At 69.8% G+C, this 25,060-nt stretch carries 26 protein-coding genes, 1 pseudogene and 1 riboswitch; of the genes and pseudogenes, 18 read left to right on the top strand and 9 right to left on the bottom strand.

Annotated features, from left to right (window positions below):
* The first annotated feature begins 213 nt into the window (after positions 1 to 213).
* The 4 genes from J4573_RS50670 to J4573_RS50655 all read left to right on the top strand — a co-directional run bounded on the left by J4573_RS50670 (position 214) and on the right by J4573_RS50655 (position 3,932).
* The gene (locus tag J4573_RS50670) at positions 214 to 1,743 is read left to right on the top strand and encodes a carboxylesterase/lipase family protein (RefSeq protein WP_208263646.1); all 1,530 of its coding nucleotides are present in this window, start codon (positions 214 to 216) and stop codon (positions 1,741 to 1,743) included.
* A gap of 70 nt (positions 1,744 to 1,813) precedes the next feature.
* Positions 1,814 to 2,944 carry a sensor histidine kinase gene (locus J4573_RS50665; protein WP_208263645.1) on the top strand — a complete coding sequence of 377 codons (1,131 nt, stop codon included), beginning with the start codon at positions 1,814 to 1,816 and terminating at the stop codon, positions 2,942 to 2,944.
* Entirely contained in the window at positions 2,941 to 3,606 is a 666-nt protein-coding gene (locus J4573_RS50660) for a response regulator (protein ID WP_208263644.1), read from the top strand. The genes J4573_RS50665 and J4573_RS50660 overlap by 4 nt, the downstream gene beginning before the upstream one ends.
* Positions 3,607 to 3,710: 104 nt before the next feature.
* On the top strand, positions 3,711 to 3,932 hold the full coding sequence (locus tag J4573_RS50655; RefSeq protein ID WP_208263643.1) for a DUF7489 domain-containing protein: 222 nt from the start codon (positions 3,711 to 3,713) through the stop codon (positions 3,930 to 3,932).
* Between the two features lie 116 nt (positions 3,933 to 4,048).
* Here J4573_RS50655 and J4573_RS50650 read toward each other — a convergent pair whose 3' ends face one another.
* Positions 4,049 to 4,603, bottom strand: a complete 555-nt coding sequence (locus tag J4573_RS50650; RefSeq protein WP_208263642.1) for a helix-turn-helix domain-containing protein — start codon at positions 4,601 to 4,603, stop codon at positions 4,049 to 4,051.
* A gap of 66 nt (positions 4,604 to 4,669) precedes the next feature.
* Between J4573_RS50650 and J4573_RS50645 the strand changes: the two genes are divergently transcribed.
* The 5 genes from J4573_RS50645 (at position 4,670) to J4573_RS50625 (ending at position 8,421) form a co-directional block, all read left to right on the top strand.
* Positions 4,670 to 5,320 (top strand): AzlC family ABC transporter permease, encoded by a 651-nt coding sequence (locus J4573_RS50645; protein WP_208263641.1) that lies wholly within the window; start codon positions 4,670 to 4,672, stop codon positions 5,318 to 5,320.
* On the top strand, positions 5,317 to 5,628 hold the full coding sequence (locus tag J4573_RS50640) for an AzlD domain-containing protein (RefSeq protein ID WP_208263640.1): 312 nt from the start codon (positions 5,317 to 5,319) through the stop codon (positions 5,626 to 5,628). Before J4573_RS50645 ends, J4573_RS50640 begins: the two co-directional genes overlap by 4 nt.
* Before the next feature lie 191 nt (positions 5,629 to 5,819).
* Entirely contained in the window at positions 5,820 to 7,256 is a 1,437-nt protein-coding gene (locus J4573_RS50635; protein ID WP_208263639.1) for a M20/M25/M40 family metallo-hydrolase, read from the top strand.
* Positions 7,257 to 7,418: 162 nt separating this feature from the next.
* Positions 7,419 to 8,048: a winged helix-turn-helix transcriptional regulator gene (locus J4573_RS50630; protein WP_208263638.1), complete on the top strand. Its 630-nt coding sequence runs from the start codon at positions 7,419 to 7,421 to the stop codon at positions 8,046 to 8,048.
* A gap of 16 nt (positions 8,049 to 8,064) precedes the next feature.
* A complete protein-coding gene (locus J4573_RS50625; protein ID WP_208263637.1) occupies positions 8,065 to 8,421 on the top strand; it encodes an MmcQ/YjbR family DNA-binding protein in 357 nt (118 codons plus the stop codon).
* Positions 8,422 to 8,431: 10 nt separating this feature from the next.
* Here J4573_RS50625 and J4573_RS50620 read toward each other — a convergent pair whose 3' ends face one another.
* Positions 8,432 to 10,915, bottom strand: a complete 2,484-nt coding sequence (locus J4573_RS50620) for an ATP-binding protein (protein WP_243774919.1) — start codon at positions 10,913 to 10,915, stop codon at positions 8,432 to 8,434.
* Between the two features lie 194 nt (positions 10,916 to 11,109).
* Here J4573_RS50620 and J4573_RS50615 point away from each other — a divergent pair, with 194 nt between their 5' ends.
* The 3 genes and pseudogenes from J4573_RS50615 to J4573_RS55830 all read left to right on the top strand — a co-directional run.
* Entirely contained in the window at positions 11,110 to 11,565 is a 456-nt protein-coding gene (locus tag J4573_RS50615; protein ID WP_208263635.1) for a carboxymuconolactone decarboxylase family protein, read from the top strand.
* A 101-nt stretch (positions 11,566 to 11,666) separates the two neighbouring features.
* Positions 11,667 to 12,119 carry an iron chaperone gene (locus J4573_RS50610; protein WP_208263634.1) on the top strand — a complete coding sequence of 151 codons (453 nt, stop codon included), beginning with the start codon at positions 11,667 to 11,669 and terminating at the stop codon, positions 12,117 to 12,119.
* 389 nt (positions 12,120 to 12,508) lie between these two features.
* Positions 12,509 to 13,240: pseudogene (locus tag J4573_RS55830) on the top strand (phosphatase PAP2 family protein); the annotation flags it as partial.
* Positions 13,241 to 13,642: 402 nt separating this feature from the next.
* Here J4573_RS55830 and J4573_RS55005 read toward each other — a convergent pair.
* The 5 genes from J4573_RS55005 to J4573_RS50585 all read right to left on the bottom strand — a co-directional run bounded on the left by J4573_RS55005 (position 13,643) and on the right by J4573_RS50585 (position 16,741).
* Entirely contained in the window at positions 13,643 to 14,350 is a 708-nt protein-coding gene (locus J4573_RS55005) for a YwaF family protein (protein ID WP_243774918.1), read from the bottom strand.
* Positions 14,351 to 14,412: 62 nt separating this feature from the next.
* A complete protein-coding gene (locus J4573_RS50600) occupies positions 14,413 to 15,135 on the bottom strand; it encodes an SDR family oxidoreductase (RefSeq protein WP_208263632.1) in 723 nt (240 codons plus the stop codon).
* A gap of 9 nt (positions 15,136 to 15,144) precedes the next feature.
* Entirely contained in the window at positions 15,145 to 15,741 is a 597-nt protein-coding gene (locus J4573_RS50595; protein ID WP_208263631.1) for a VOC family protein, read from the bottom strand.
* A gap of 104 nt (positions 15,742 to 15,845) precedes the next feature.
* Complete coding sequence (locus J4573_RS50590) at positions 15,846 to 16,523, bottom strand: ankyrin repeat domain-containing protein (RefSeq protein ID WP_208263630.1); 678 nt, start codon at positions 16,521 to 16,523, stop codon at positions 15,846 to 15,848.
* Entirely contained in the window at positions 16,520 to 16,741 is a 222-nt protein-coding gene (locus tag J4573_RS50585) for a helix-turn-helix transcriptional regulator (protein ID WP_208263629.1), read from the bottom strand. The genes J4573_RS50590 and J4573_RS50585 overlap by 4 nt, the downstream gene beginning before the upstream one ends.
* A 220-nt stretch (positions 16,742 to 16,961) precedes the next feature.
* A riboswitch (cyclic di-AMP (ydaO/yuaA leader) is annotated at positions 16,962 to 17,099 on the top strand.
* Between the two features lie 8 nt (positions 17,100 to 17,107).
* Between J4573_RS50585 and J4573_RS50580 the strand changes: the two genes are divergently transcribed.
* On the top strand, positions 17,108 to 17,836 hold the full coding sequence (locus J4573_RS50580; protein WP_243774917.1) for a CHAP domain-containing protein: 729 nt from the start codon (positions 17,108 to 17,110) through the stop codon (positions 17,834 to 17,836).
* 28 nt (positions 17,837 to 17,864) lie between these two features.
* A complete protein-coding gene (locus tag J4573_RS50575; protein WP_208263627.1) occupies positions 17,865 to 18,545 on the top strand; it encodes a glycoside hydrolase family 25 protein in 681 nt (226 codons plus the stop codon).
* 115 nt (positions 18,546 to 18,660) lie between these two features.
* Here the strand turns inward: J4573_RS50575 and J4573_RS50570 are convergent, their stop codons facing one another.
* Positions 18,661 to 19,563 carry a helix-turn-helix transcriptional regulator gene (locus J4573_RS50570; protein WP_208263626.1) on the bottom strand — a complete coding sequence of 301 codons (903 nt, stop codon included), beginning with the start codon at positions 19,561 to 19,563 and terminating at the stop codon, positions 18,661 to 18,663.
* A 138-nt stretch (positions 19,564 to 19,701) separates the two neighbouring features.
* Here J4573_RS50570 and J4573_RS50565 point away from each other — a divergent pair, with 138 nt between their 5' ends.
* Positions 19,702 to 20,718, top strand: a complete 1,017-nt coding sequence (locus J4573_RS50565; RefSeq protein WP_208263625.1) for a zinc-dependent alcohol dehydrogenase family protein — start codon at positions 19,702 to 19,704, stop codon at positions 20,716 to 20,718.
* A gap of 11 nt (positions 20,719 to 20,729) precedes the next feature.
* Here the strand turns inward: J4573_RS50565 and J4573_RS50560 are convergent, their stop codons facing one another.
* A complete protein-coding gene (locus J4573_RS50560) occupies positions 20,730 to 21,338 on the bottom strand; it encodes a dihydrofolate reductase family protein (RefSeq protein WP_208263624.1) in 609 nt (202 codons plus the stop codon).
* 144 nt (positions 21,339 to 21,482) lie between these two features.
* Here J4573_RS50560 and J4573_RS50555 point away from each other — a divergent pair, with 144 nt between their 5' ends.
* The 3 genes from J4573_RS50555 to J4573_RS50545 all read left to right on the top strand — a co-directional run bounded on the left by J4573_RS50555 (position 21,483) and on the right by J4573_RS50545 (position 25,056).
* Positions 21,483 to 22,442, top strand: coding sequence for an alpha/beta hydrolase (locus tag J4573_RS50555; RefSeq protein WP_208263623.1), 960 nt, complete (start codon positions 21,483 to 21,485; stop codon positions 22,440 to 22,442).
* 171 nt (positions 22,443 to 22,613) lie between these two features.
* On the top strand, positions 22,614 to 23,012 hold the full coding sequence (locus tag J4573_RS50550) for a hypothetical protein (RefSeq protein ID WP_208263622.1): 399 nt from the start codon (positions 22,614 to 22,616) through the stop codon (positions 23,010 to 23,012).
* Between the two features lie 13 nt (positions 23,013 to 23,025).
* Positions 23,026 to 25,056, top strand: a complete 2,031-nt coding sequence (locus J4573_RS50545; RefSeq protein WP_208263621.1) for an acyl-CoA dehydrogenase family protein — start codon at positions 23,026 to 23,028, stop codon at positions 25,054 to 25,056.
* The last annotated feature ends 4 nt before the right edge of the window (positions 25,057 to 25,060 follow it).

The following is a 25,060-nucleotide window of genomic DNA, read 5'->3' as shown; positions in this document are numbered from 1 at the left end:
CGCGGAAACTTCGGTTTCAGGGTCAGTGTGGTCGGAAGCCCTCGGCTTCCTGCCCGCTGACCCTTTGTCGTTTTCGCCCCCTCCTGCGGCCGACGCCCTGGTGGGTCTGCGCCTTTGGGTGGGGATGGGGGGCCGGCTCCGTCTGAAGTCGCGGTTCTAAGACGGGACGGCGGGTTGAGGCCCTAGGACGGCGCGCTCCCTAGCGTCGAAATCATGATGATGCCGGGTGTGAAGAGCGCGTCCATCGTGGCTGCGGTGGTCTCGGCCATGGGGTTGGCGGGGGCCTGTAAGACATCGCAGGAGCCGCTGACCGTACGGGTGGACTCGGGGAGCGTACGGGGCGTTCTCAAGGGGGACGCCCGGGAGTTTCTAGGGATTCCTTACGCTGCGCCGCCTGTTGGGGGGCTGCGGTGGACGTTGCCGCGCAAGCCACAGCCTTGGAGCGGGGTACGCGCGTCCCGGGCGAGCAAGGACTGCAAGCAGGCCGGGAAGCAGCCCTCGAGCGAGGACTGCCTCTACGTGAACGTCACCGCCCCGCGTAAGCGGCGTGGCCGCCTGCCGGTGATGGTGTGGTGGCACGGGGGCGGATTCACCCAGGGAAGCGGCAAGGACTACGACGCCGTACGGCTGGCCACCGAGGGCAAGGCCATCGTGGTCACGGTGAACTATCGGCTCGGGATCTTCGGCTATCTGGGGCTGCCCGGGCTCAAGGGATCGGGCGACTTCGGGCTCGCGGACCAGATCGCGGCGCTGAAGTGGGCGCGGCGCAACGCCTCGGCGTTCGGGGGCGATCCGCACAACATCACCGTGTTCGGGCAGTCGGCGGGGGCGATGTCGGCCTGCGCGCTGCTCGCATCGCCCGAGGCCAAGGGCCTTGTCGACAAGGCGATCATCTCTTCGGGGTCGTGCCGACTGCGCTGGCCTGCCGGTGGGCTGTTCCCGGGGGCGCCTGCCGACAGGCCGTACGTGCCCGTCAAGCAGGGGCAGGAGGACGGGCTGGCCGCCGCCAAGGAGCTGAAGTGCGGCGATGTGGCGTGTCTGCGGCGCAAGAGCGCGGACGAACTCCTTCCGCAGTCGGCGTCGTTCTCCGATCACCTGGCGTACGGCACCGCTCTGCTGCCGCGGGACCCGGCTGTGGCGCCGCTCGCGTCCGTTCCGGTCATGATCGGCGGTACGCGTGACGAGGCGCGGTCGTTCGTCGGAGGCGCGATCAACTACGACCCGAAGCTGATCACGGCCAAGACCTATCCGCGGCTGCTGGCGGCGGCGTTCGGGAAGGACGCGGGCAAGGTCGCCGCCAAATATCCGCTGTCGCGGTATCGGTCGGCGGGGCCGGCCTGGGCGGCGGTCCTGACCGATGGATCCTGGGCCTGCTCGGCGCTGGCCACTGCCCGCGGCCTCAGGAAAGTCTACTCGTACGAGTTCGCCGACGAGAACGCGCCCAACGTCAACGGGATCAAGATCCCCGGCTTTCCGATGGGCGCGGCGCACGCGTCCGATCTCCCCTATCTGTTCGACCTGGGCGGCCGCGACCTGCTGGTCAACAAGGAGCGCAAGGGACTGGCCCGGACCATGATCGGGTATTGGAGCGCGTTCGCCCGTTCAGGCGACCCGAACCACCGTGGCGCCCCAAGGTGGCGGCCAGGCCTCGCGCCGCTGAGCCTGGCACCAGGCGCGATCCGCACCATCGACGCGGCGTCCGAGCACAACTGCGCGTTCTGGAAGACGACAGGCGTTGCCTGACCGGCCTTGCGTGTCGCCTCACCAGCCTCGCGTGCGTCCTGATCGGTTTGGCGTGATGCGGTGGGTTCGCGTGCTGCTAGCGTCACTCATCGTGCCGGACCGGTTCGAGGCGACGCTGTCACCGCGGTGGCGGATGCTGCTGGTCGTGTGCGCGTTGGCCCTGCTGGCGCCGTTGGTCCTGGGCGTTCCCGAGGGGTACGAACGCGTCGCGCTGATCGCCCTGGTGGCGGTCCAGGCGGGCGCCGTCTGGTGGATGGGTGAACGGCCTGGCACGGTGACCGCGACGGTGCTGCTGGCCGGGGCGGGGATCCAGTTCCTGAATCCCTCCGGCGGGCCCGGGATCGCGCTGATCGTGGTGAGCACGTTCGCCTGGCTCCGTCCCGCCCGCGAGTCCCTGTGGGGCTTGGCCGGGGCGCTGGCGACGGCCGTGATCCTGCCGTTGGCGACCGGCCACGCCCAGCACGCGCTGCTGTGGCCTGGAGCGGCCCTGCTCGCGTGGAGCTGGGGCGCGCTGGGCAGAGCACGCTCGGCCCGCCGCCAGGCCGAGGCGGAACGCGTCGTCCTGGAGGAACGGGCTCGGATCGCCCGCGAGCTCCATGACGTTCTCGCTCACACGGTCTCGGTCATGGTCGTCCAGGCGGCCGCGGCGGACGACGTGTTCGACGCCAACCCGACCAAGGCCCGGCAGGCGTTGCGCGATCTGGAGACCTCGGGTCGGCAGGCGCTCACCGAGTTGCGTGCGTTCCTGCGCACAGTTCGTTCACTTGACGGAGAGGCCGCGCTCGGCGACGTCGAGGCGGCGCCGCAGCCCGGCCTGGCCGACCTCGACACCTTGACCAAGCCCCTGGCAGCGGCGGGACTGCGCGTGACGCTGCACGCCGAGGGCCTGGACGGCCGGACGCTGTCCCCTGGGGTCGAACTGTCCGCCTACCGCATCGTTCAGGAATCGCTCACCAACACGCTGCGCCACGCGCGCGCCAGCACCACCGACATCACCGTCGCCGCCACCGACCGCGAACTCACCATCGACGTCCGCGACGACGGCACCGGCGGCGGCCGCCTGACCGGCCTCGGCGCGGGCCAGGGCATCGCCGGCATGCGCGAACGCGCCGCGATGATGGGCGGAACGCTGGCGGCGGGACCCGACCCCGCAGGCGGATTCCGGGTCCACGCGCGGCTGCCACTGGAGGAGCCTTCATGACCATCAGGGTGCTCGTCGCCGACGACCAGGACCTGGTCCGGGCCGGGTTCTGCATGATCATCGACGCCCGCGACGATCTGGAGGTCGTCGGCGAGGCGGGCGACGGCGACCAGGCCGTCCGGGAGGCCGCACGGCTGCGCCCGGACGTCGTCCTGATGGACGTGCGGATGCCCGGCACCGACGGCATCACCGCCACCCGCCAGATCACCTCAGGCGACGACCCACCCAAGGTCATCATCCTGACCACGTTCGACCTGGACGAGCCGCTCTACGCCGCGCTGCGGGCCGGGGCGAGCGGCTTCCTGCTCAAGGACGTGCGCCCGCCGGAGCTCGCCGATGCCGTACGCGTGGTGTCGCGGGGCGAGGCGCTACTGGCCCCGACCGTGACGCGGCGGCTCCTCGACCGGTTCGTGGCCGTTCAGCCGAGCGAGCCCGTACTGCCCGAACGGCTCTCCGAGCTGACCGACCGCGAGGTGGAGGTGCTCCAGCTGGTCGCCCGGGCCGCCTCCAACGCCGAGATCGCCAAGCATCTCGTGCTGGCCGAGGCGACCGTGAAAACGCACGTCTCGGCCGTCCTGCGCAAGCTCGGCGCCCGCGACCGCGTCCACGCGGTCGTGATGGCCTACGACCTCGGTATCGTCCGCCCCCGCCCCTCGGCCTGAAGTCGCATCCGCAAGACCAGACACGCGGCCGAGGCGCCCCGCTCCGGATCTCCCTAGCCTGGTCACAGGGCGTAAGAGGCACACCACAGAGGGCAGGCGATCACATGTTCAGGTCACGTCGGATGCGCAAGGGCGACGCGTGGGAAGGCGTCGTCACCGGCAAGTCCCGCAACATGCCCGACGGGTCGAATATGTACCACTACCTCGAGGTCACCTTCACCGACGGCAAGAAGAAAAAGATCCGCGTCAAGGGCGGCCTCTGGGAGACCCTGAACGCCGGCGACCAGATCATCAAGCAAGCCGGCTCCGACCCCGTCAAGAAGTAGATCCAGCCAAGAAGCAGCCCGCCAAGCCCGAGGCTGCGGACATGCCCCGACCTCACGCACTCGAACTCAGACGCGCTCGGAGTCGGACGCGCTCAGGGTTCGGACGCGCTCAGCGCTCAGACGTGCTCGGAGACCAGGACCGCGCGGGTGCCGGGTTCCAGGGCCTCGAAGACGTGCGGGAGGTCACCCGGGTAGGCGACGTAGTCGCCCGGGGCGAGCTCCACGGGGTCGTCGGCGGTACCCACGTGCGCGCGGCCGGTTGCCAGTAGGACGTACTCCATGACGCCGGGCATGTGGGGCTCGGATTTGCGTGAGGTGCCCGGCTCGGCCTCGATGCGGTAGACGTCGCGGCGCGCGCCGGGCGGGCAGGCCGACAAGAGGAAGGCCCGGTAGTCGGCCTGCGCGGAGGCCACCGCGACGCCCTCGCCGACTCTGATCACCTGCTGGCGCGGGCGTGGCGGGTCCAGCAGGTGGGCGAACGGGACGTCGAGCGCGATCGACAGCGCCCACATCGTCTCCAGGCTCGGGTTTCCGTTGCCCCCCTCCAGCTGGGACAGCGTGGACTTGGCGACCCCCGCACGCCGCGCGACCTCGGTGATGGACAGCCCGGCCCGGCCGCGCTCGCGCCGGAGCGCCGCCGCGACCACCTCGATGGGGAACCTCTCAGTCACGCGTTCACCATAGCAGTCTCGTGTTCGATTTGACGAACACGGGATCGAGCGTTCATTATTATCGTCATGCGTTCATTCTGGCGAACACTCGGACGGGCGACGGTACGCGACATCGCCCTGGTCTGCGCCGCGGTGAGCCTGGTCGGCGTCTCGTACGGCGCGACCGCCGTCACCGACGGGCTGCCGCTGTGGCTGCCCGTCGTGCTCGGCCTCCTCGTGGTCGCCGCGTCGTCGGAGTTCATGTTCATCGGGATCGTGGCGGCGGGCGGCAACCCGTTCGCGGCGGTCCTGGCAGGGCTGCTGCTGAACGCTCGCCATCTGCCGTTCGGGCTCGGCCTGCCGGACGTTCTGGGCCGGGGTCCGCGCCGCCTGCTGGGCGTTCATCTGATGAACGACGAGACCGTCGTCTTCGCCCGCGCTCAGCCGGACCGGGCCCGCGCGAGCGCCGCCTACTGGGCCTGTGGGCTGGGCATCCTGCTCAGCTGGCCGCTCGGCACAGTGGTCGGCGGCCTCGCGGGAACGTTCATCGACGACAGCGCACCCCTGGGGCTGGACGCGGTCTTCCCAGCGGTCCTGCTGGCCCTGGTCCTGCCCGCGCTACGAGAGCATCGAGTCTCCGCGGTCGCCGGAGCCGTCGTCGCGGTGGCCACCACGCCGTTCCTCCCGATCGGACTGCCCGTACTACTCGCCCTCTCCGTACTGGCGGTGGCCAGATGACCATCCTCGTAGCGATGGTGCTGCTCGGGGCGGGCACGTACGCCCTCCGCATCGCAGGCCCGTGGCTGCGCAGCCGCATCACCTTCCCGCCGCGGGCCGAACGGCTGATGGAGTCCTCCTCGACCGTGCTGCTCACCGCCCTGGTCGCGACCACCGCGCTCACAGAGGGCCACTCCCCTTCCGGCGTAGCGCGTCCCGCCGGCGTAGCCGTGGCCGGTCTCCTCGCATGGAGACGGGCCCCGTTCCCCCTGGTCATCGTCGCCGCGGCCGTCGCCACCGCCTCCCTCCGCCTACTGAACGTCCCCTGACACCCCAACCTCCGCCCCCTGACCCCAACCCCGACGACCCGAAGGAGGCCCTATCTGACCGACCACGCATGACCAGCAGTCGCGCCCTCTGCCGGCCATCGATGAGTGAGCGGGCGGCGCAGATCGGTGGTTGAGCGGACGACGCAGATCGGCATTGGACGCGGGGCGGCAACTGGGCTTGATTCTTTGGCATGGACACCAGTGACGATCGAGGACACAGCCGTCGTGCGTTCCTCTCAGCCTCCGCCGTCACCGCAGTCGCCGTTCCGCTCTTCGCGGACCCGGCGTCCGCCCATGCCGCGGGCGCCAGCGCACCGGTCCCTGGGCCGGGGCAGCCCCTCACCCCTCAGCGTCCAGACAAGGAACTGCGCGAGCTGCTGCGGCAGGTGGACACGCGCAGGATCAAGGCGACCGTCGAACGGCTGGTCGCGTTCGGAACCCGGCACACCCTGTCCAGCCAGACCGACCCCGCTCGTGGGATCGGGGCCGCGGTCGAATGGGTGAACGCGCAGCTCAGTGAGTATGCGGCGGCCTCCGGTGGCCGGATGACCGTGGTCAAGCAGTCGTTCGTGCAGCCGGTGTCGCCGCGCATTCCGCAGCCGACGACGATCACCAATGTGATCGCGACGCTGCGCGGTGACGCCTCGCCGGAACGCGTCTATGTCGTGACCGGTCACCTGGACTCACGCGTCACCGACGTCATGAACGCCACCGCCGACGCGCCCGGCGCCGATGACGACGGGTCCGGGGTCGCGGTGGTGCTGGAACTGGCGCGGCTGTTCGCCACGCGCCGCACGCACGGCACGGTGGTGTTCGGCGTGGTGTCGGCCGAGGAGCAGGGCCTGTACGGCTCGGCGCACATGGCCGCGCAGCTGAAGGCCGCGGGCGCTGATGTGCAGGCGATGTTCAGCAACGACATCGTCGGTGCGAGCCGGGCCTGGGACGGCACCCGGCCCGATCCCTACACCGTGCGGCTGTTCGTGGAGGGCGTGCCGACGTCGGAGACGCCGGCCGAGGCCTCGGTGCGCCAGTCGGTCGGTGGCGAGAACGATGGGCCGTCGCGGCAGCTCGGGCGGTTCGTCAAGGACGTCTCGGACGGCGAGCACACCGGGATGAACGTCCGCGTGATCTGGCGGCGCGACCGGTTTCTGCGCGGCAGCGACCATCTGTCGTTCCTGCAGCAGGGCTACCCGGCCGCCCGGTTCACCGAGCCGCGCGAGAACTACAACCACGAGCACCAGGACGTGCGGGTGGAGAACGGGGTGCAGTTCGGCGACCTGCTGGAGTTCGTCGACTTCGCCTACATGGCCCGCGTCGCCAAGGTGAACGCGTCAGCGCTGTGGTCGCTCGCGCAGGGGCCCGGCACCCCGAAGAACGCGCAGATCCTGGCCACGACGCTGACCAACGACACGACGCTGACCTGGACTCGCGGCACGGACGCGGGCCTTGCCGGGTACGAGGTGGTGTGGCGGGAGACGACCGAGCCGGACTGGACGCACCGGATCGATGTCGGCGACGTCACCCGCGCCACCGTCGACCTGGTCAAGGACAACGTCCAGTTCGGCGTGCGCGCCGTCGACCGAGACGGGCACCGCAGCCCGGTCGCCTTCCCCCGGCCCGGGAGCTGACAGAGGCGCTCCTGCCCCAGGCCCCTGTGGGAGGCCCCTGCGGCAGGGGCGCTCCTGCCTCAGGGCCCTGCGCGTCTCTGATTCCGTGACGCGTCCGCAGTGATGGTTTATTTTTTCTACTGATTGGTGGAGTTTCTCAACCGAGGGCCTTAGGTTGAGGGAATGCGGTCGTACAACCAGTTCTGCTCGATGGCGCGCGCCTTGGATCTGGTCGGGGATCGGTGGACGTTGCTGATCGTTCGTGAGTTGCTGACGCAGGGGGCCTGTCGCTTCTCTGATCTGCGGCGCGGGCTGCCTGGGATCGCTAGCAATCTGCTGGCGGATCGGCTGCGCGAAATGGAGGCGGCCGGGCTGATCACGCGGGACGAGCAGCCACCGCCGATTGCCGCGACGCTGATCGGGCTTACTGAACGCGGCCAGAGCCTCATTGGTGTCGTTCGCGAACTGACCGCTTGGGGCGCGCCTCTGATGGTCGAGCCGCCGGACGACGATGAGTTCAGGGTGCACTGGTTCTCGCTGCCCCTGCGTTACCTGTGTAGCGACGGCGCCCCGGGCGAGGCGGGCGTGGTCGTTCGGCTGGGCGACCCGCGTGACGGCTTCGACGTCGTGGTCGCGGACGGGCGGGTCGATGTTCATCCCTGCTCGCCCGATCGGCGGCCTGACGCCAGCGTCACGGCGCCGCCCGAGGTCTTCGTTCAGCTGTTTACCGGTCAGGTGGGCTTGCGGGGGGCGCGGGACTTGGGGCTGGTCGTTGAGGGGTCCAGCGCTGCGCTCGAACGCATCCTGCCCTAGAGGAGAGGACGGACTGATGGCCGACAAGAAGGAAGCTCCTAATCTCGACCTGCTCGATCGGATCTCCGAGGACTACAAGGACGAGCCCGAGGTCATGATGGGGACCATGTTCCGCAGTCCTGGGCTCCGGGTGGGCGGCAAGATATTCGCCTTCCTGGGCTTTGAGGGCCAGCTCATCGTGAAGCTTCCGCGGGAACGGGCCGTCGAACTCGTCGGCGCGGGGACCGCTGAGGAGGTCGTCATGGGGACGCGGCGCATGCGCGAGTGGATTTCGTTCCCGTGTGGGGATGACCGCGACGCGACGCTCGTGCTCTGGCGTGATGTGGCGCAGGAAGCCTTCACGTACGTCGACTCCCTGCGCCGGGCGAACTAGCGGCCCGGTCCTAGGTTGCCGGGGTGAGGACTTGCAGATCCTTGAGGATGGCCTGGGCTGCGACGCGATGTTCGGCGGCTTGGGTTGGGTCGGTGTCGTTCAGGACTGCCGCTATGCCTTCGTGGGCCAAAGCCTCCTTGTGCCGGTAACCGAGCTTGGGGGCCAGCTCCAACGCCTGCCGGTGTAGGGCCAAGGCCTGCTCGGGAAGGCCGGCCAGGCGGCAGGTCTCGGCGTAGGTGTCCAGGAAGTGGATTTTCCAGTGGTCTTCGAAGAGGTCGTCCAGGAGGGCGAACGCCTGCTGATGGTTGGCCAGCGCCTCGTCGTACCGGCCCATCTGGCGTAGTGCGGCGCCCAGGCAGTTGAGGCACCAGGCCTCGTTGTGCTTGTGCCCGTCCTCGCGTGCCATGTCCAGGGCCTGGTTCAGGTGCTGAACGGCCTCGTCGGGCTGCTCGTCGGCGATGGCGACGCCTAGGGTGATGCGGGCCGTCAGTGTGGGCGGCCAGGCGGGGTCGGCGTGGGGAATGGCGAGGGCTTCGCGGGCCAGTTGTGCTGCTTGTTCGCGGTTGCCCAGTTGGAGCATCGCCCAGGCTTCGTAGGCGACCGCGTGGGCCGCGCCCATGGGACAGTCGGCCGCCGCGTACTGCTGGCCTGCCAGGCGGAAGAGGTCCAGGGGTTCCTCGACATGGCCCTTGTCCCATTTGAGGTAGCCGCGGCGCATGGTGAGTTCGGCCTGCGATCGCGGGTCTCCGGCCTGGGAGACAAGTGGTGTTGCTGCGTCGTAGGCGGTTTCGGCCTCCGCCATACGTCCTGCGTTGTAGCGGGCAAAGCCGAGGTCGCTCTGGGCCTCGGCCAGCTGGAAGGGGTCTCCTAGGCGCTGTGCGGCGACCAGTGAACGTTCGAAGAGGACGTTCAGGTGGGTCGTACCGCAGCGGCGCGCGAAGAAGGCCCGCATGAAGCGCGGCAGCTCGCACACGTGCACGTCGGCGCCGGTGGCCACCGCCGTTTCGAAGACGGCCATCAGGTTGGTGTATTCGGTGGCGAACCACAGGAGCGCCAAGTGCTTGCCGGCGAACTTCGGCAGCTCGGCCGGAGGCCCTCCCGCCGTGACAGGGCGGTTGGGCGAGAGGTAGGACATCGTCGCGTCGGCGGCCGCAGCGGCATGAACGTAGTAGTCGAGCACCCGCCGCAAAGCCTGGTCTAGGTCAGCAGGGGAATCCTCTTCGGCGGCAGCGTTGCGGGCATGCTGGCGCACCAGATCGTGCAGCCGGTAGCGGCCTGCCGCAGGCTGCTGAACGAGGTGTGCGTCGAGCAGGTCCTCCAGCATCATCTGGGCCTTGCGCAACGGGATGTCCGCGAGCGCCGCCGCCACGTACTCGTCGAACGTCGAGCCGGGCAGCTGTCCCAACAGCCGGAAGAAACGGCGCTGCGCCCGGTCCAGTTGCCGTACGGACATGTCGAAGGCCGTGTCGAACTCGGTGGCGCCCTCGGCCATCCGTTCAACCAGGATGCCGACCGTCCAGCCCGGCCGGTGCCGCAGCCGCGCCGCCGCCAGTCGCAGGGCCAGCGGCAGGTGACCGCACAGCCGCAGCACCTCGGCCGCCGATTCAGGGTCGCGGGCGAGCCGGCTGTCGTTCCCGCCCGGGTCGCCGCTCGCCCGGGCCAGCAGTGCGGCGCTTTCCTCGGGCGTCAGAACGTCCAGCGACACCGGGGGCACCTCGTCCAGGCCCATCAGGCGGTTGCGGCTGGTGATCAGCGTGACCGACGGACCCGCGCCGGGCAGCAGCGGGCGGACCTGGTCGGCGTCGGCGGCGTTGTCGAGGACGACGACGGCGCGGCGATGGGCCAGTTCCGAACGCCAGCACGCCGCCAGCGGCTCGATGCCGCCCTCCTGCGGGATCTTCTCCGACGGTACGTCGAGGGCGGCGAGCAGGGTCCGCAGCGCGGGATCGGGATCGAGCGGCGCGCGTCCGGCGGTGAATCCGTGCAGGTCCACGTACAGCTGGGCGTCGGGGTAGTCGTCGGTGAGGCGGTGCGCGGCGTGCACGGCCAGGCAGGTCTTGCCGACGCCCGCCATGCCGTCGATCGCGACGACCCGGCTGTCGTTCACCGCGGCGAGAACGGCGTCGAGCTGGCCCTCCCGCCCGGTGAAGTCGGGGACGTCGCGCGGAAGGTCGTTGCGGGGCGGACGCGGCGCACCGGTGGGCGGTGCGGGCGGCTGGACCTGGCGGCTGGTCTTCGGCGGCGCGGGCAACGGGTTGGAGGCCCGTTCCCACAACGGGCGCAGCGGGCGGGGGTCGCGCTGAACGAGACGGCACAGCGAGATGACCGCGGACCAGGGCGGAACGGTCTGGCCGCTCAGGTAGCGCGACAGCGACGACGAGCTGAGGCCCGCGTCCCGCGCGAGGGCGCGTACGCCGAGCTTGGAGACCTCCTGCAGCAGGCGCAGCCGGGCGGCGAGCTCGTCCTGAGGGTCTTCCTGGTGTTGCACGGCCATAGACCCTGTCTCCCTGTCCCAGCCCGGTACATCTACTTTGCACAGATTAGCCCTGCTCAGGGCGGTTCTGACTGTCCCACGGTGTCCCACGCCCATCGGTTTCCCCGGCCGACCCGGCTGAAATGAAGTCACGCCCCAAGGGAACGGGGCAGCGGCCCAAAAGGCCGGAACGGCTAACACAAGGAGAAACCGAAATGCAGTCACGTATGCAGAACCCCGCGGTCGTCCTCTCCGGCGCGATGCAGCCCATCCAGGAGATCTTCAAGGCCGTTCACTCCGGCGGCGCCGACCCCGAGATCCTCGAGCTGGTCCACCTGCGGGTCAGCCAGATCAACGGCTGCAGCTCGTGCGTCGACGCCGGCGCCAAGACCGCCCGCAAGGCCGGGGTGAGCGACGAGAAGCTGGCCACCGTCGTCGCCTGGCGCGAGACCCCCTACTTCTCCGACGAAGAGCGGGCCGCGCTCTCGCTGGCCGAGGCCGCCACGCGCCTCGCCGACCGTCCCGACGCGGTGAACGACGAGATCTGGGACACCGCCGCCACCTACTTCGACGAGAAGCAGCTCGCCGCGATCGTCCTGATGATCAGCGTCACCAACCTCTTCAACCGCCTGAACGCCACCACCCGCCAGATCGCCGGCGCCTGGGGCTGAGCGCCTGGGGCCTGGGGCCTGAGCCCCTGCCCCCTCCCCCACCCCTCTAGATCCGCACGTACGACCTCACAACACGTACGACCCTCACAAGGAGAAGCACCATGGCCGCAGCGCAGAAGACCGGAAGCAACGCCAAGTTCGACGGCTTCACCGCCGAAGAGCGGGCCGCGATGAAGGACCACGCCCAGGAGCTGAAGAAGGCCGCGCGGCGTACCGCAAGCAAGGCCGACGGCGAGCGCGACGTGCTCGACAAGATCGCCGAGATGGAGGACGGCGACCGCGCCCTCGCCGAACGGATCCACGAGATCGTCAAGACCACCGCGCCGCACCTGGTGCCGCGTCTCTGGTACGGCCAGCCCGCCTACTCCAAGGACGGCAAGGTCCTCTGCTTCTTCCAGCCCAGGGCCAAGTTCAAGACCCGCTACGCGACCCTCGGCTTCAACGACGTGGCGGCCCTCGACGACGGCTCCATGTGGCCGGCCTCCTTCGCCCTGGCCGAGCTGACCCCCCAGGTCGAGGCGCGCGTCACCGCCCTCATGGAGCAGGCGGCCTGAGACCCGAAACTGAAGATCAATGAAGGGCCGATCCCGGTCCAGACCCCAGTATCCGAACTCGGCCGACAGCCGGTGCCCGCGAAGGGCGCCGGCTGTTGCCGTTGATCTCGACCTTGGTACGGCGGCGCCGCTCCGAACCGTGACCGATACTTGGGCCAACCGTAACTCTGTGTGATCTTCTTGTGGGTACGGGGTGATGGTCGGGTGTTCAGCGCCTTGGCGTACGGGATTTCGGCCTCGTTCATGATGATCTGGGTGGAAAATTCCACCCCGGTGTCATGCGGCGGACCGGGAAGCTGTAAGTTCGATCTCCGGGCGGCTTGGATGCGCGCGGCTACGAGCGGGGATCCCGCCGAGCCGCGTGTCAGAGAAAGGTGCCCACCCCTCGAATGCTGATCTCGCGCCCCAAGCAGCAGGACCCTGATCGGGGCGCCCCCACGGGCCGGCCGCGCCGCAAGCTGCTCTTCTTCGGCGGTAAACGGCCCTTCCTGGGCGGCGAACTGCTGATCGTCTTCGTTCTGCTCGAGGTGTACGGCGAGCTGCGCAAACTCGCCGATACCCGGTACTCGACGGCGCTCTCGCACGCCCAGGACATCCTGCGCGTCGAACGGTTCCTGCACCTGGACGTCGAGCTCGGCATGAACCGGTGGCTGACCGAGCACCGCCTGCCGGAACGGATCGCGTCCGAGTGGTACCAGCACACCCACACGTGGTTCACCATCGCGATCCTGCTGTGGTGCTACCTCTCGGGGTCGGCCATCTACCGGCCCGCGCGCAACTCGCTGATCCTGATCAACTTGGTGGGGCTGGCGATCTTCTTCGCCGTTCCGGTGATGCCGCCGCGGCTGATCCCGGACGCGGGCTACATCGACACCGTGGCCGACGCGGGCTACGGCGTGACCCACAGCGATCCGATCACGATGTCGCCGGCCCAGTACGCGGCCATGCCCTCGCTGCATATGGCGTGGTCGTTGTGGGTGATGATCGTGGCGTTCCTGCTGCTACGCCGCTACCGGATCAAGTGGCTGACGATCATCCATCCGGCCATGACCGGGATCGTGATCATGGCCACCGCGAACCACTACCTGATGGACGTGGTCGCCGGGGCGGCCGTCGCGGTCGCCTCGTTCGTGGCGGTCGGCCTGGTCTGGGCGGGCGAGGGAACGCCGTACTTCGGCGGCCAGCTGATCCGCCGCCACAAGGTCGTGGCTCCCCCGCAGCCCGTCATCCGCGAGCCCAGCCCGTCCATCCCCGCAACGGCCGCAGCAACAGCCGCCGCCACGGCCACGACGGCAGCCACTACGGCCACCAAGGCCTCGGCAGCGGCCGCCGCATCCGCCTCGACAGCGGCCACGGCCACCACGGCCACGGCTCCGGCCCCGGCCGCCTCCGCCCCGGCAGCGGCCGGCACCAAAGCCACCCACACCGCGCCCACCGCCGCTGCCGCTGCCGCTGCCGCGGTGGCAGGCTCAATGACCTCGGCCGCGACCCCCGCCAAGGCCAAGCCCAAGGTCAACGGGCGGTCAGGGAGTAACGGCGTCGTCCATCCCGCGAGCACCGCGGGTCCAGGGCCAGGTGATCAGGGCCCAGCCGGCCAGGATGATCCCGACCTCGGCCAGGACGTACCAGGGCCAGGGGCCCAGCAGATCCAGGGCTGAGCCCGTGCTGGGCTTGCGGTTGAGGAAGCCGTAGTTGGTCCCGGCGATCCAGTTGAAGACGAACGTGGCCACGGCCCACGTCGAGGTGACGGCGACCGCGAAGCGGTAGGAGCCCCAGTCCGGGCGCATGCCGAGGCCCCAGGTGAGGTAGACGGCGGTCCAGACGATCATCAGGTGCGGGCCGAAGAAGTTCAGGTAGTCGATGTCAGGGTAGTCCGACCCGTTCAGCGCCGGGGTCAGCAGGGCCTGCACCGACAGCGTGAGGCCCCAGTAGTAGGCGAGCGCGAACCAGCGCCGGTTCCTCGTCCACAGGGTGGGGATGGCGACGATCCAGGCGAGGTCGCACAGCTGGAGGGGCAGCGATCCGCCGAGGCTCCAGTGGCCGGGCAGCAAGGTGTACGTCTGGACGCCGATCACCACGTACGCGATGGCCAGGGAGAACGCCCTGCTGAAGCCCTTGGCCTCGGAGGGCGTCTGCCCCCGGCCGAGCATGATCAGACCGACGCATCCGATCGCGAACAGCCCGAGCGCCGCCCAGTGCGAGGGGCCGTACGCGGCGAAACCACCGGACATCCGGCGATATTAACCGGAGATCGGCCACAAACCGGTGACGGGCCATTAACGGTGACGAAGCGTTAGCCGGCTACGAACTGCTGGCCGCCGTCTATGTCGTAGGTGGCGCCGGTGAGGGCGGTGTTGGTCATGAGGTGGACGGCTAGGGCGGCGACGTCGGCGGGGCCTACTACGCGGCCGATAGGGAGGGTTCGGCGGAGTTCCTCGCGGCGGGCGTCCAGCTTGTCGCCGAGGAGGGACGCCGAGAGTGGGGTGTCGACGAAGCCGGCGGCGATGAGGTTGACCCGTACCGGCGCGATCTCCAGGGCGAGCGAGGCGGTGAACGGGGGCAGCGCCGCGGTGGCGGCGGCCATGATGCCGGGCCTGATGCGGCGGCCGCCCGTTCCGCCCATGAGCAGGATCGTTCCGCCGGGGCGCATCTTGGGGGCGGCGTTGCGGGCGACGTCGAGCGCCAGGACGATGTGGTCGCTGATCGCCAGGCGGGCGGCGTCGGAGTTCATCTCCATGAGGGGCTGGTAGTGCGGCCCGCCTGCCGTGACCAGGACGTGGTCGAGGCGTGACAGGCTTCCGAAGAAGTCCGCCATGGCGGCCGGATCGGTCGCGTCGAAGGCGGCTGTACGTTTCACATCCAGCTCGTGCGCCGCGGCCTTGAGCCGGTCGGGGTCGCGGCCGGTCAGGACGACGTCGGCGCCCTCATCCCTGGCGCGGCGGGCGGTCTCCAGGCCGATGCCCGCGCTGCCGCCGATGAGGACGACGGTCTGGCCTTCGAGTTCTGGCTCGCGCACGGCGTCTCCTCAGGTCGGAAGTGTGGAGCCGGACTGCTCCGCCACCATGTAACGCGAATACCAGACCGGCCAATCCGGGTCGGCCTTGCCGGTGCGCTTCTCGTGCTCGCCGTGGGCGACCGAGGCGCGCCGCATCGCGTCCGCCAGGTCGTGCTCGGAGGAGAACGAGGTCACGCCGGGGTCCACACGACCGGGGAGGCGGGTCGTGATCTCCTGCAGCAGCCACTGGTTGCCGTCGGGGTCGCTGAACTTGGCGCGCGAGAAGTAGCTGCGGCGCTCGGGGTCCAGGCCCGGGGTGGGCCCTTCCGCGCCGAGATGGGAGAAGTCGCTCACCTCGACACCGGCCGCGACGAGCGCGTCCCGAGTGGCCACGATGTCGCCGACGACCAGGTAGTTGGAGGCCGAGCCGGGCGCGGCCGTGGTGAGCGTCGCGCCGAACTGCACCGAGCACCAGGAGCCGGGCGGCGTCAGCTGGACGACGAACGGCGGCGTGACGTCCAGCCTCCACCCGATGCCCTGGTAGAAGTCCCGCGCGCGATCGACGTCGGCGACGGGGATGATCACCACTTCGAGCTTCATGTCGATCGGGTTCTCTCGCAGGCCCATCGCGGCCTCCCTCGGTCGGTGCCGTCGGCCACGACGCTAGCCCGCCTGGACCGCCGCGTCCCCTGAGGTCAGCACCGTTTCGCGGCTTACGGTCGGGGCCTTCCTCACCCGCCGCGGAGGATGTCGGCGATCTCGCGCTGGCCCTTGTCGACCGCGTGCTGCAGCGGCGTCACGCCCTCACCGTCGGCGAGGCCCGGATCCGCGCCGCCGGCCAGCAGCAGGCGGACGATCTGCTGGTACGGCTCGCCGCCGTCGCCGAGGATGATCGCCTCCAGGAGCCCGGTCCAGCCGAGCCTGTTGACGTGGTCGACGTTGATTCCGGTCTTCAGGACCTCGCGTACGTAGTCGACGTGGCCGCGTTCGCAGGCCGGGATCAGCGCCACTCCCCCGTACCGGTTGGTCAGGGTCAGGTCCGGCTTGGCGGGGAGCAGCGCCCGCAGCATCGCCACGCTGCCGGTCACGCCGGTGACCAGGAACGCGCTGTCGCGCTGGTTGTCCTGCGCGTTCGAGTCCGCGCCCGCCTTGACGAGCTCCCTGGCGACCTCGACGTGGTCGGCTGATGCCGCCAGGAGGAGCGGCGTACGGCCCTGGTCGTCGCGGCTCTCGATGGCGGCGCCCTCGTTCAGGGCCTGCCGCACCTGGGCGACGTCACCCTCGGCGGCGGCCCGCAGGAGCGCCTGGTCGTTATCGGTCATCTTCGGTGCCTTCCGTTCGTCGCCCGGACCGCAGGCCGCGACCGCGATGCCGGCCAGCGCGGCGAGCGCCCCTCGCCTAGTGATCATCCGCATTGTGCTGCACGTCCCTGGTCGAGCCGGACGGTGAGGCGCAGCTCGAGAACGTCCGCCAGCCGTTCCAGCACCTGGATGGGCGGCACCAGGGCGCCTGCCTCCAGGCGGGAGACGGTCGGCTGGTCGATGCCGACCAGCTCCGCCAGGCGGGCCTGGGTGAGCCCGAGGGCCTTCCGGCGGAGACGGACCGTGTTGCCGAGGGATTGGTTCATGTGGACCTCCTTGCACGATCCACACTCGCCGCCGGCCGCCACCGGCCCATCATCCGATCGGTTGATCCCTCAACATCCTTCGCATGAGCGCCGCCGCCCGCCATTCCCCGGCCCGCCGTTAATGCGCGCGTGCACGGCGACTTCTTATGCATAATTTATTTGCTTTACCAGTTTGATACTCGCCCTTTAATGTGCTTAACCTCGCCGACATCGACCGAAGTCCGGTCGTGCGCCGAGTCTCCGCAAGGAGAGCCGGGGACCCAATCTCCCGGGGTGAATCCGCTGCTCAGCAGCGGTAGGGCCGTCTCCTTTGGCCCGAACCCGTCAGCTAACCCGGTAGGCGGACAAAGGAGAGGCGAAGGCCCTTTGAATACGGGCATTCAAAACCTGATCAAGGCACTCGAGTCGGAACTCGGGTACACCGAAAAGTCCGACGGCTACAGCAAGTTCGGCGACTGGTACACCAAGAACGTCGACGACTCCTACGACTTCGGGCACGCCGCCTGGTGCGACACGTTCCTCGCCTGGGGCGCCCAGCAGGCCGGCGTCACCGCGCAGACCGGGCAGTTCGCCTACACCCCGTCCCACGCGGCCTGGTTCAAGAAGCAGGACGCCTGGGGGACCAAGCCCGAGCCGGGCGCGTTCGTCTTCTACGACTGGTCCGGCGGCAAGGGGATCGACGGCGTCGACCACGTCGGGATCGTCACCTCGGTCGAGGGCAGTACGATCCACACGATCGAGGGCAACGTCGACGGCCAGTTCGCCAAGCGCAAGGACCGCGACCAGGGCAACGTCGTCGGCTACGGCTACCCCGAGAAGGTCAAGGTCGCCCCGGCCCAGCCCCAGGCCCCAGCGCCGCAGCAGAAGGCGGCGCTCCCCTCGGCGGGCGGCAGCGGCGGCGGTACGGCCACCGTCCTCGCACAGCAGGCCTCCGCACCGCAGGACGCCCCCTCGGTGGAGCTCTGGGGCGCGTTCACGGCGATCATCCTCGCCGCCATCGCCGTCCTGATCGTCGCCCGCCGCACCGTTCTGCCGAACGCCAGGCGCGCGACCGCCCGCAAGGGCCGCCACCACCGCTCCGCCACGACCGCCTGACCGGCCAGACCGCAGAAAGGAACCCCCGATGAAGAAGAACCTGACCCGGCTCTTCGCGGTCTCGCTCGCCGGAGCGGCCGCGATCATGACCCAGACCGTCCACGCCGAGGCCGCGCAGACCCCGCGCGACGGCATCGACGTCTCCTCGTACGACCGGGGCGTGAACTGGGGCGACGGCAAGCTCGGCTTCGGCATCGCCAAGGCCACCGAGGGCTACACCTTCGACGACCGCACGTTCACCGACAACTGGACCAAGCTCCGCGAGAGCGGCCTGGTCCGCGGCGCCTACCACTACGGCCACCCGAAGAACGACCCCGTCAAGGAGGCCGACCACTTCCTCTCCAAGGTCACCCAGGCCGGTCTCCAGCCCGGAGACCTGCTCGTTCTCGACCTGGAGACCACCGACGGCCGTAGCGAGAAGCAGGTCAACACCTGGGCCAAGAGCTGGCTCGGGCACGTCTACCAGAAGACCGGCGTGAAGCCGTTCTTCTACAGCTCCTGGTCGTTCGCCCAGGAGAACGGCGCCGGCCTGGGCGACTACCCGCTCTGGGTCGCGCACTACGGCAAGGAGCCGGGCAAGGTCACCGCCCCCTCCCCGTGGAAGCAGTGGGAGATCCACCAGTACGAGGCCACCGACCACGACCACAACGTGTCGCGGCAAGCCCCGGACGAACTCCGCAAGCTCGGCTACAAGGCCGGCCAGGCCTGAGCCGTGGATGACCGGGGAGCCCCGCTGCGCAGCGAACGAGCCGCAGCTGGGCTCCCCCAGGCTCCTACGACCCTCATGCTTCTACGACTCGCGGGCTTCTACGCCCCTCGTGCTTCTACGACTCGCGGGCTTCCTCGGAGCTCTCGCCCTCGGCGGCCGCGCCCTCGCTGTCGTCTTCGAGAGTTGCGGCCCAGCTTGCCAGGAGCTTCAGGCCGTCGTACGACGGCGTTCCGGGTTCGGCGGAGTAGGCGGAGAGCGTGAGGCCGGGGTCGGCCTGGAGCTCCATCGCCTCGTAGGCGAGGGTGAGGTCGCCGACGACCGGGTGGTGGAAGCTCTTGATGCCGGTCCGGTGGAGGCGGACGTTGTGCTCGGCCCAGCGGACGCGGAACTCCTCGCTGCGGGTGCAGAGCTCGCCGATGAGGTCGGTCAGATCCTTGTTGTAGGGATCGCGGCCGGCCTCGGTGCGCAGCATCGCCACGGTGGAGGCGGCGACGCCCTCCCAGTCGGGGAAGAACGAGGGCCCGTCCGGGTCGAGGAACTGGAAGCGCGCCGTGTTCGCTCGCCCGTACGGGCTCTGGAGGATCGGCCAGTAGAGCGCGTGGCCGAGCTGGTTGGTGGCGAGGACGTCGAGGCGCCCGTTGCGGATGAACGCGGGGGCATCGGTCATCGCGTCCAGCAGTTGCTGCAGGCTGGGCCGGACCTGCCGCACGGGACGGCGGCGGCTCCGGGAGCCGGTGTTGGCGACGCGGGCAAGGTCGTGCAGGTGGGCGCGTTCGGCCTCGTCCAGCTGGAGCGCGCGGGCGAGTGCCTCCAGAACGCTCTCGGACACCCCGCCGAGGTTCCCGCGTTCGAGCCGCACGTAGTAGTCCACGCTCATCCCGGCCAGCATCGCCACTTCCTCGCGGCGCAGGCCGGGAACGCGCCGGTTGCCGCCGTACGCGGGCAGACCCGCCTGCTGCGGCGTGATCCTGGCTCGCCGGGAGGCCAGGAACTCGCGAACGTCGTCCCTGTTATCCACAGCCCCAGGCTATGTGGCCCGCCCGCTGCTTGGGGGGTACGGCCGGTACCTGGATCATCAGGCCCTCATACGGCCGCGCCACCTGGGGTTTCCTAGGGGTGATCTAGTAGCCGATCTGGTCATCGAGGAAGGATCACTATGCGAGGAACCGTTCTGCACGGGCCCGGGGACGTGCGCATCGAGGAGCGCGCCGAGCCGAAGATCGTCGAGGCGACGGACGCGGTCATCCGGACCGTGGCGACGTGCGTGTGCGGGTCGGACCTGTGGAGCTACCGCGGGATCAACGACGTCCCCAAGCCGACGCCGTTCGGCCATGAGTACGTCGGCGTGGTCGAGGCGGTCGGCGGTGAGGTCACCGCGATCCGGCCCGGGCAGTTCGTCGTCGGCTCGTTCTACGCCTCCGACAACACCTGCCCGCACTGCCGTTTCGGCTACCAGACCTCGTGCGAGCGCAAGCAGCCGGTCCCGGGGTGCCAGTCGGAGCTGATCCGCGTGCCGCTGGCGGACGGGACCCTGGTCGCCACGCCGGACGAGCCGTCCGACGAGCTGGTGCCGAGCCTGCTGGCGTGCTCCGACGTCATGGGAACGGGCTGGTTCGCGGCCGTGGCCGCCGAGGTCAGGCCGGGTTCGACGGTCGCGGTGGTCGGCGACGGCGCGGTCGGGCTGAGCGCCGTGCTGGCCGCGCGCGAGATGGGCGCCGAACGCATCATCGCGATGAGCCGCCACGAGACCCGGCAGAGCCTGGCCCGCGAGTTCGGCGCGACCGACGTCGTCACCGAGCGGGGCGACGAGGGCGTCGAACGGATCAAGGACCTGACCGCCGGCGTCGGTGCCGACGCGGTCCTGGAATGCGTCGGCACCGGCGAGTCGATGCGGCAGGCGCTGCGTTCCACCCGGCCGGGCGGCAACGTCGGCTTCGTCGGGGTGCCGCACGGCGTGGAGATCGCGGGCCCCGAGCTCTTCTGGACGCACGTCGCGCTGCGCGGCGGCGCCGCTCCCGTGCGCCGCTTCCTGCCCGATCTGATCGAACGGGTCTGGAACGGCTGGACCGACCCGGGCCGCGTCTTCGACCTGACCCTGCCGCTCAGCGAGGTGGCCGAGGCCTACAGCGCGATGGACGAGCGCCGCGCCATCAAGGCCCTCCTGCAGCCTTAAGCGCTGCGGCCTTAGTCCTCGTTCTGCGGGAGGTGGGTCTTGGCCTCGTCGTAGCCGCCCTCGCCGGCCTCGGCGGGGGCGTAGACGAGGTTCAGGACGCCGGTCTCGAACGTCTGCGACGACAGGAGCTTCAGCGGGATCGCCTCGCCCTCGTCGAACAGCCGCATGCCCTTGCGCACGGCGATGGGGTGCTGGAGGAGGTGCAGCTCGTCCAGCAGGCCCGCGGCGAGCAGCGCTCGCACGACCGAGACCGAGCCGCTCAGCCCGATGACGCCGTCGCCCTCGTTCTTCAGCGCCCGGACCGCTTCGACGAAGTCGCCCTCGAGCTGCTCGGAGTTGCGCCAGGTGAAGTCGAGCTTCTGCCTCGACACGACGATCTTGCGCATGTCGCCGAGCTTCTTGGCGAAGTCGGCGTCCTCGGCGCCCGCCTTCTCACGCTCGGGCCAGGCCCCCGCGAAGCTGTCGTAGGTCACGCGGCCGAAGAGCATCGTGTCGGCCTGGCCGAGGGTGGCGCCGACAGCGGCGCCCATCTCGTCGTTGTAGTACGGGAAGTGCCACTGGTCGGGCGCCTCCACGACGCCGTCGAGCGCGATGAACAACCCCGCGACGATCTTCTTCATGATGAGCCCCTTCAAGGATCTCGTGGTGAGAAGTCACTGTCCCCTACTGACCGACGGACCCGCCAGAACTCATCGCCGACAGGTGATCATTACATTGCGTCAACGTTCGGTTGCGGAGAGCTCAAGGGCGGGAATGCCCATGACATGCGGGCACAGCTGCGGGCGTTCAATGTCTTTCTCGTCCTTATTTCGACGGTCATCGCCATTTCGGTGGTCGCGGCCGTCCCTCAGGCGCGCGCGGACGTGGTGTCCGAACGTCGTCACGGCCGGACCCTGGATCTGAAGGTCCAGTCCGCCGCGATGAAGAAGACGATGGGGGTACGGCTGCTCGTTCCGCCCGGCTGGAGCGAGAACGCGACCCGCAGATGGCCCGTCCTGTGGCTGCTCCACGGCGGCGGGGACGACTACCGCAGCTGGACGTCCCACACGGACGTGGAACAACTGGCCGCCAAGTATCAGGTCATCGTCGTCATGCCCGAGGGCGGGCGATGCGGGAACTACAGCGACTGGCGCAGCGGCGGGGCCAACTGGGAGACGTTCCATATGGGCGAGCTCCGCGAACTGCTGAAGTCGCGTTATCGCGCCGGGGACGCCGCGGCCATCGCGGGCAACTCGATGGGCGGCTTCGGCGCGATGTCCTATGCCGCACGGCATCAGGGCTTCTTCAAGGCGGCGGCGTCCTTCAGCGGCACCCTCGACTCCCTGCTGAAGGGGCACGTGCCCAGCGGGCCGCTCTTCATGGAGACGACGACGGCACTGGCCTGCCTGGGAAGCGACCCCTACGACGTGTGGGGTGACTCCCAGGACCAGCGCGACGTCTGGGAGGCCCACAACCCGACCAGCCAGGCCGCACGGCTCAACGGGGTCTCGCTCTTCGTCTCCTCCGGCAACGGCAAGTTCGGGCCGCTCGACAAGCTCGGAACCCCTGACCTGGTGCTGGAGCCGCAGACGCTCGCCGAGTCCCGGTCGTTCGTCAAGGCGCTGAACAAGGCGAACGTGCCCGCCAAGCTGGACTTCTACGGCAAGGGCACGCACAGCTGGCCGTACTGGCAGCGCGAGCTCCACCGTGCCTTCCCCATGCTGATGAAACGGATCGGCGCCTAGGCAGTTAGGCGCCTAGCCTTTGGCGAACTGTTTCCGCTGGCCAGACCGAGTGCCGGAAACAATGTCCTCATGCGATCAAGACGGTTCTCATGGATGGCCGCACTCGCATGCGGACTCGCCGCAGCGGTTCAGGCCGGCCCGGCATCGGCGTCAGCGGTGGAGGGGATGCCCGTGCGCTGCACGTTGTCGGGGTCGCTCTCGTTCGAGCACGCCGTCACCGAGGCGCCGCACGACACGGCCGTCACGCTCAAGGCCCAGGCGCTGCTGTGCACGGACCCCGACGTCAGCTCCGCCGAGGTCACCGGCACGCTGAAGGGGCCGGTCGGCAGGCTGACGTCCCAGCTCACCGGGACGCTCACCTACGCCTGGCACCTGAAGTCCGGGGCCACCGAGCCCAGCGTCCAGCAGGTGTCGGGCGTGGGGATCGGCGGCGGGTTCAGCTTCGAGGGCGAGACCACGAGCGGCCGCAACCAGGGCCGGCCCGTACGGATCATCCCGCTGACGCCGGGCGCCTTCTCCGAAGGGAAGGGTTCCGAGGTCAGCATGCTGGCGCGCCTGACGATCAAGTGACCGCCCTCACCTCATGATCTCGTTGAAACGGCGGCGCGGCGGGCATGAGGCCAGGGTGGAGATCTCAGCCTTGAGCGGCACGTTCGAACCGGAGTGGCTGCGGCCCGTGCTGGACGGCCGGTGGGAGCCCATCCGCCAGGAGGCCCGCGAGCGCATGCGCGAGCTGCGGCCGCCGGCGGGCGAGAGCGGCGACACCGAGCAGGAGCGCGCCCGCGTGATGGACGGGCTGCGGCGGCTCGCCGAGCAGGGTTATCCACGGCTCGGGTTCGCCAAGGAATACGGCGGCGAGGGCGACATCGGCGGCTCGGTCGTCTCGTTCGAGATGCTCGGGTTCGGCGACCTGTCGCTGCTGGTGAAGGCGGGTGTGCAGTGGGGGCTGTTCGGCGGGGCCGTGCAGGCGCTCGGCACCGAACGCCACCACAGTCGCCATATCCGGGCAATCATGGAGCTGGAGCTGCCCGGCTGCTTCGCGATGACCGAGACGGGCCACGGGTCCGACGTCGCGAGCCTGCAGACCACGGCGACCTACGATCCCGGCGCGGAGGAATTCATTATCCACACCCCTGTGGATAAAGCGCGCAAGGATTACATCGGCAACGCGGCGCGCGACGGCCGGATGGCGGTCGTCTTCGCCCAGCTGATCACCGACACCGAGTCCGGGGAGTCGCACGGGGTGCACGCCCTGATGGTGCCGATCCGCGACGAGCGGGGCCGGGCGCTGCCGGGCGTACGGATCGAGGACTGCGGGCGCAAGGGCGGGCTGAACGGCGTCGACAACGGGCGCCTCTCCTTCGACCACGTCCGCGTCCCGCGCGAGGCGCTGCTCAACCGGTTCGGCGACGTGGAGCCCGACGGCACCTACACCAGCCCGATCGAGAACCCGTCCCGCCGCTTCTTCACCATGCTCGGGACGCTGATCCGCGGCCGGATCAGCGTGGCGGGCGGCTCGGGCTCGGCGGCCAAGACCGCGCTGGCCCTGGCCGTACGGTACGGAGAGGCCCGCCGCCAGTTCGAGCGGCCCGGCACCGGCACCGAGGTCAAGGTTCTGGACTACCTGTCCCAGCAGCGGCGCCTGCTGCCCGCGCTGGCGACGACCTACGCCCTGCACTTCGCGCAGGAGGAGCTGGTCGCGGCGCTCCACGAGATCCAGACCGCCACCCTCCAACCTGACGGCGCCGGAGAGGGCGCCGGAGACGACGACGGCAAGGCCGAGGAGTGGCGGCAGCGCGAGCTGGAGTCGCGCGCCGCCGGCCTCAAGGCGATCGCGACCTGGCATGCCACCCAGACGATCCAGGACTGCCGGGAGGCCTGCGGCGGCGCCGGTTACCTGGCGGAGAACAGGCTGGTGCAGCTCAAGGCCGACACCGACGTCTTCACCACGTTCGAGGGCGACAACACGGTCCTGCTGCAGCTGGTCGCCAAGGGCCTGCTCACCCGCTTCCAGCACGACGTGGAGGATCTCGGCACGATCGGCCTGGCCCGTTTCGTGGCCGAGCAGTTCGCCGAGGCCTTGATAGAACGCACGGCGGCGCGTTCCACCATCGCCCGCCTGCTGACCGCGCGCGGCGAGCCGGACGAGGACGACCTGCTGGACCGGGCCTGGCAGCTGCGCGCGTTCGAGGACCGGGAGAAGCACGTCCTGGAGGGGCTGGCGCGGCGGCTGCGGCGCGCGGCCGCGGACGACGCCGACCCGTTCGAGGTCTTCAACGACGCCCAGGATCACGTGCTGCGCGCCGGGCGCGCACACGTCGACCGGATCGTGCTGGAGGCGTTCGTCGCCGCGCTCGACCGCTGCGACGGACCGGCCGCGCCGCTGCTCGCCAAGGTCTGCGACCTGTACGTGCTGTCGACGATCGAGGCCGACCGCGCCTGGTTCCTGGAGCACGGGCGGCTCAGCCCGGCCACCGCCAAGGCGCTGCTCGAGACGGTCAACGAACTGTGCAAGCAGCTCAGGCCGCACGCCCGCACGCTGGTGGACGGCTTCGCGATCCCCGGCCACCTGCTGGAGGTCCCGATCACCCAGGGCCCGCCCGCCACCGACTGATCCG

The sequence above is a fragment of the Actinomadura barringtoniae genome (assembly GCF_017573505.1).
GTDB classification, from domain to species: Bacteria; Actinomycetota; Actinomycetes; order Streptosporangiales; family Streptosporangiaceae; genus Spirillospora; species Spirillospora barringtoniae.
Note: the sequence above shows the minus strand (reverse complement) of the source record. Positions and strands in the feature narration are given on the sequence as shown.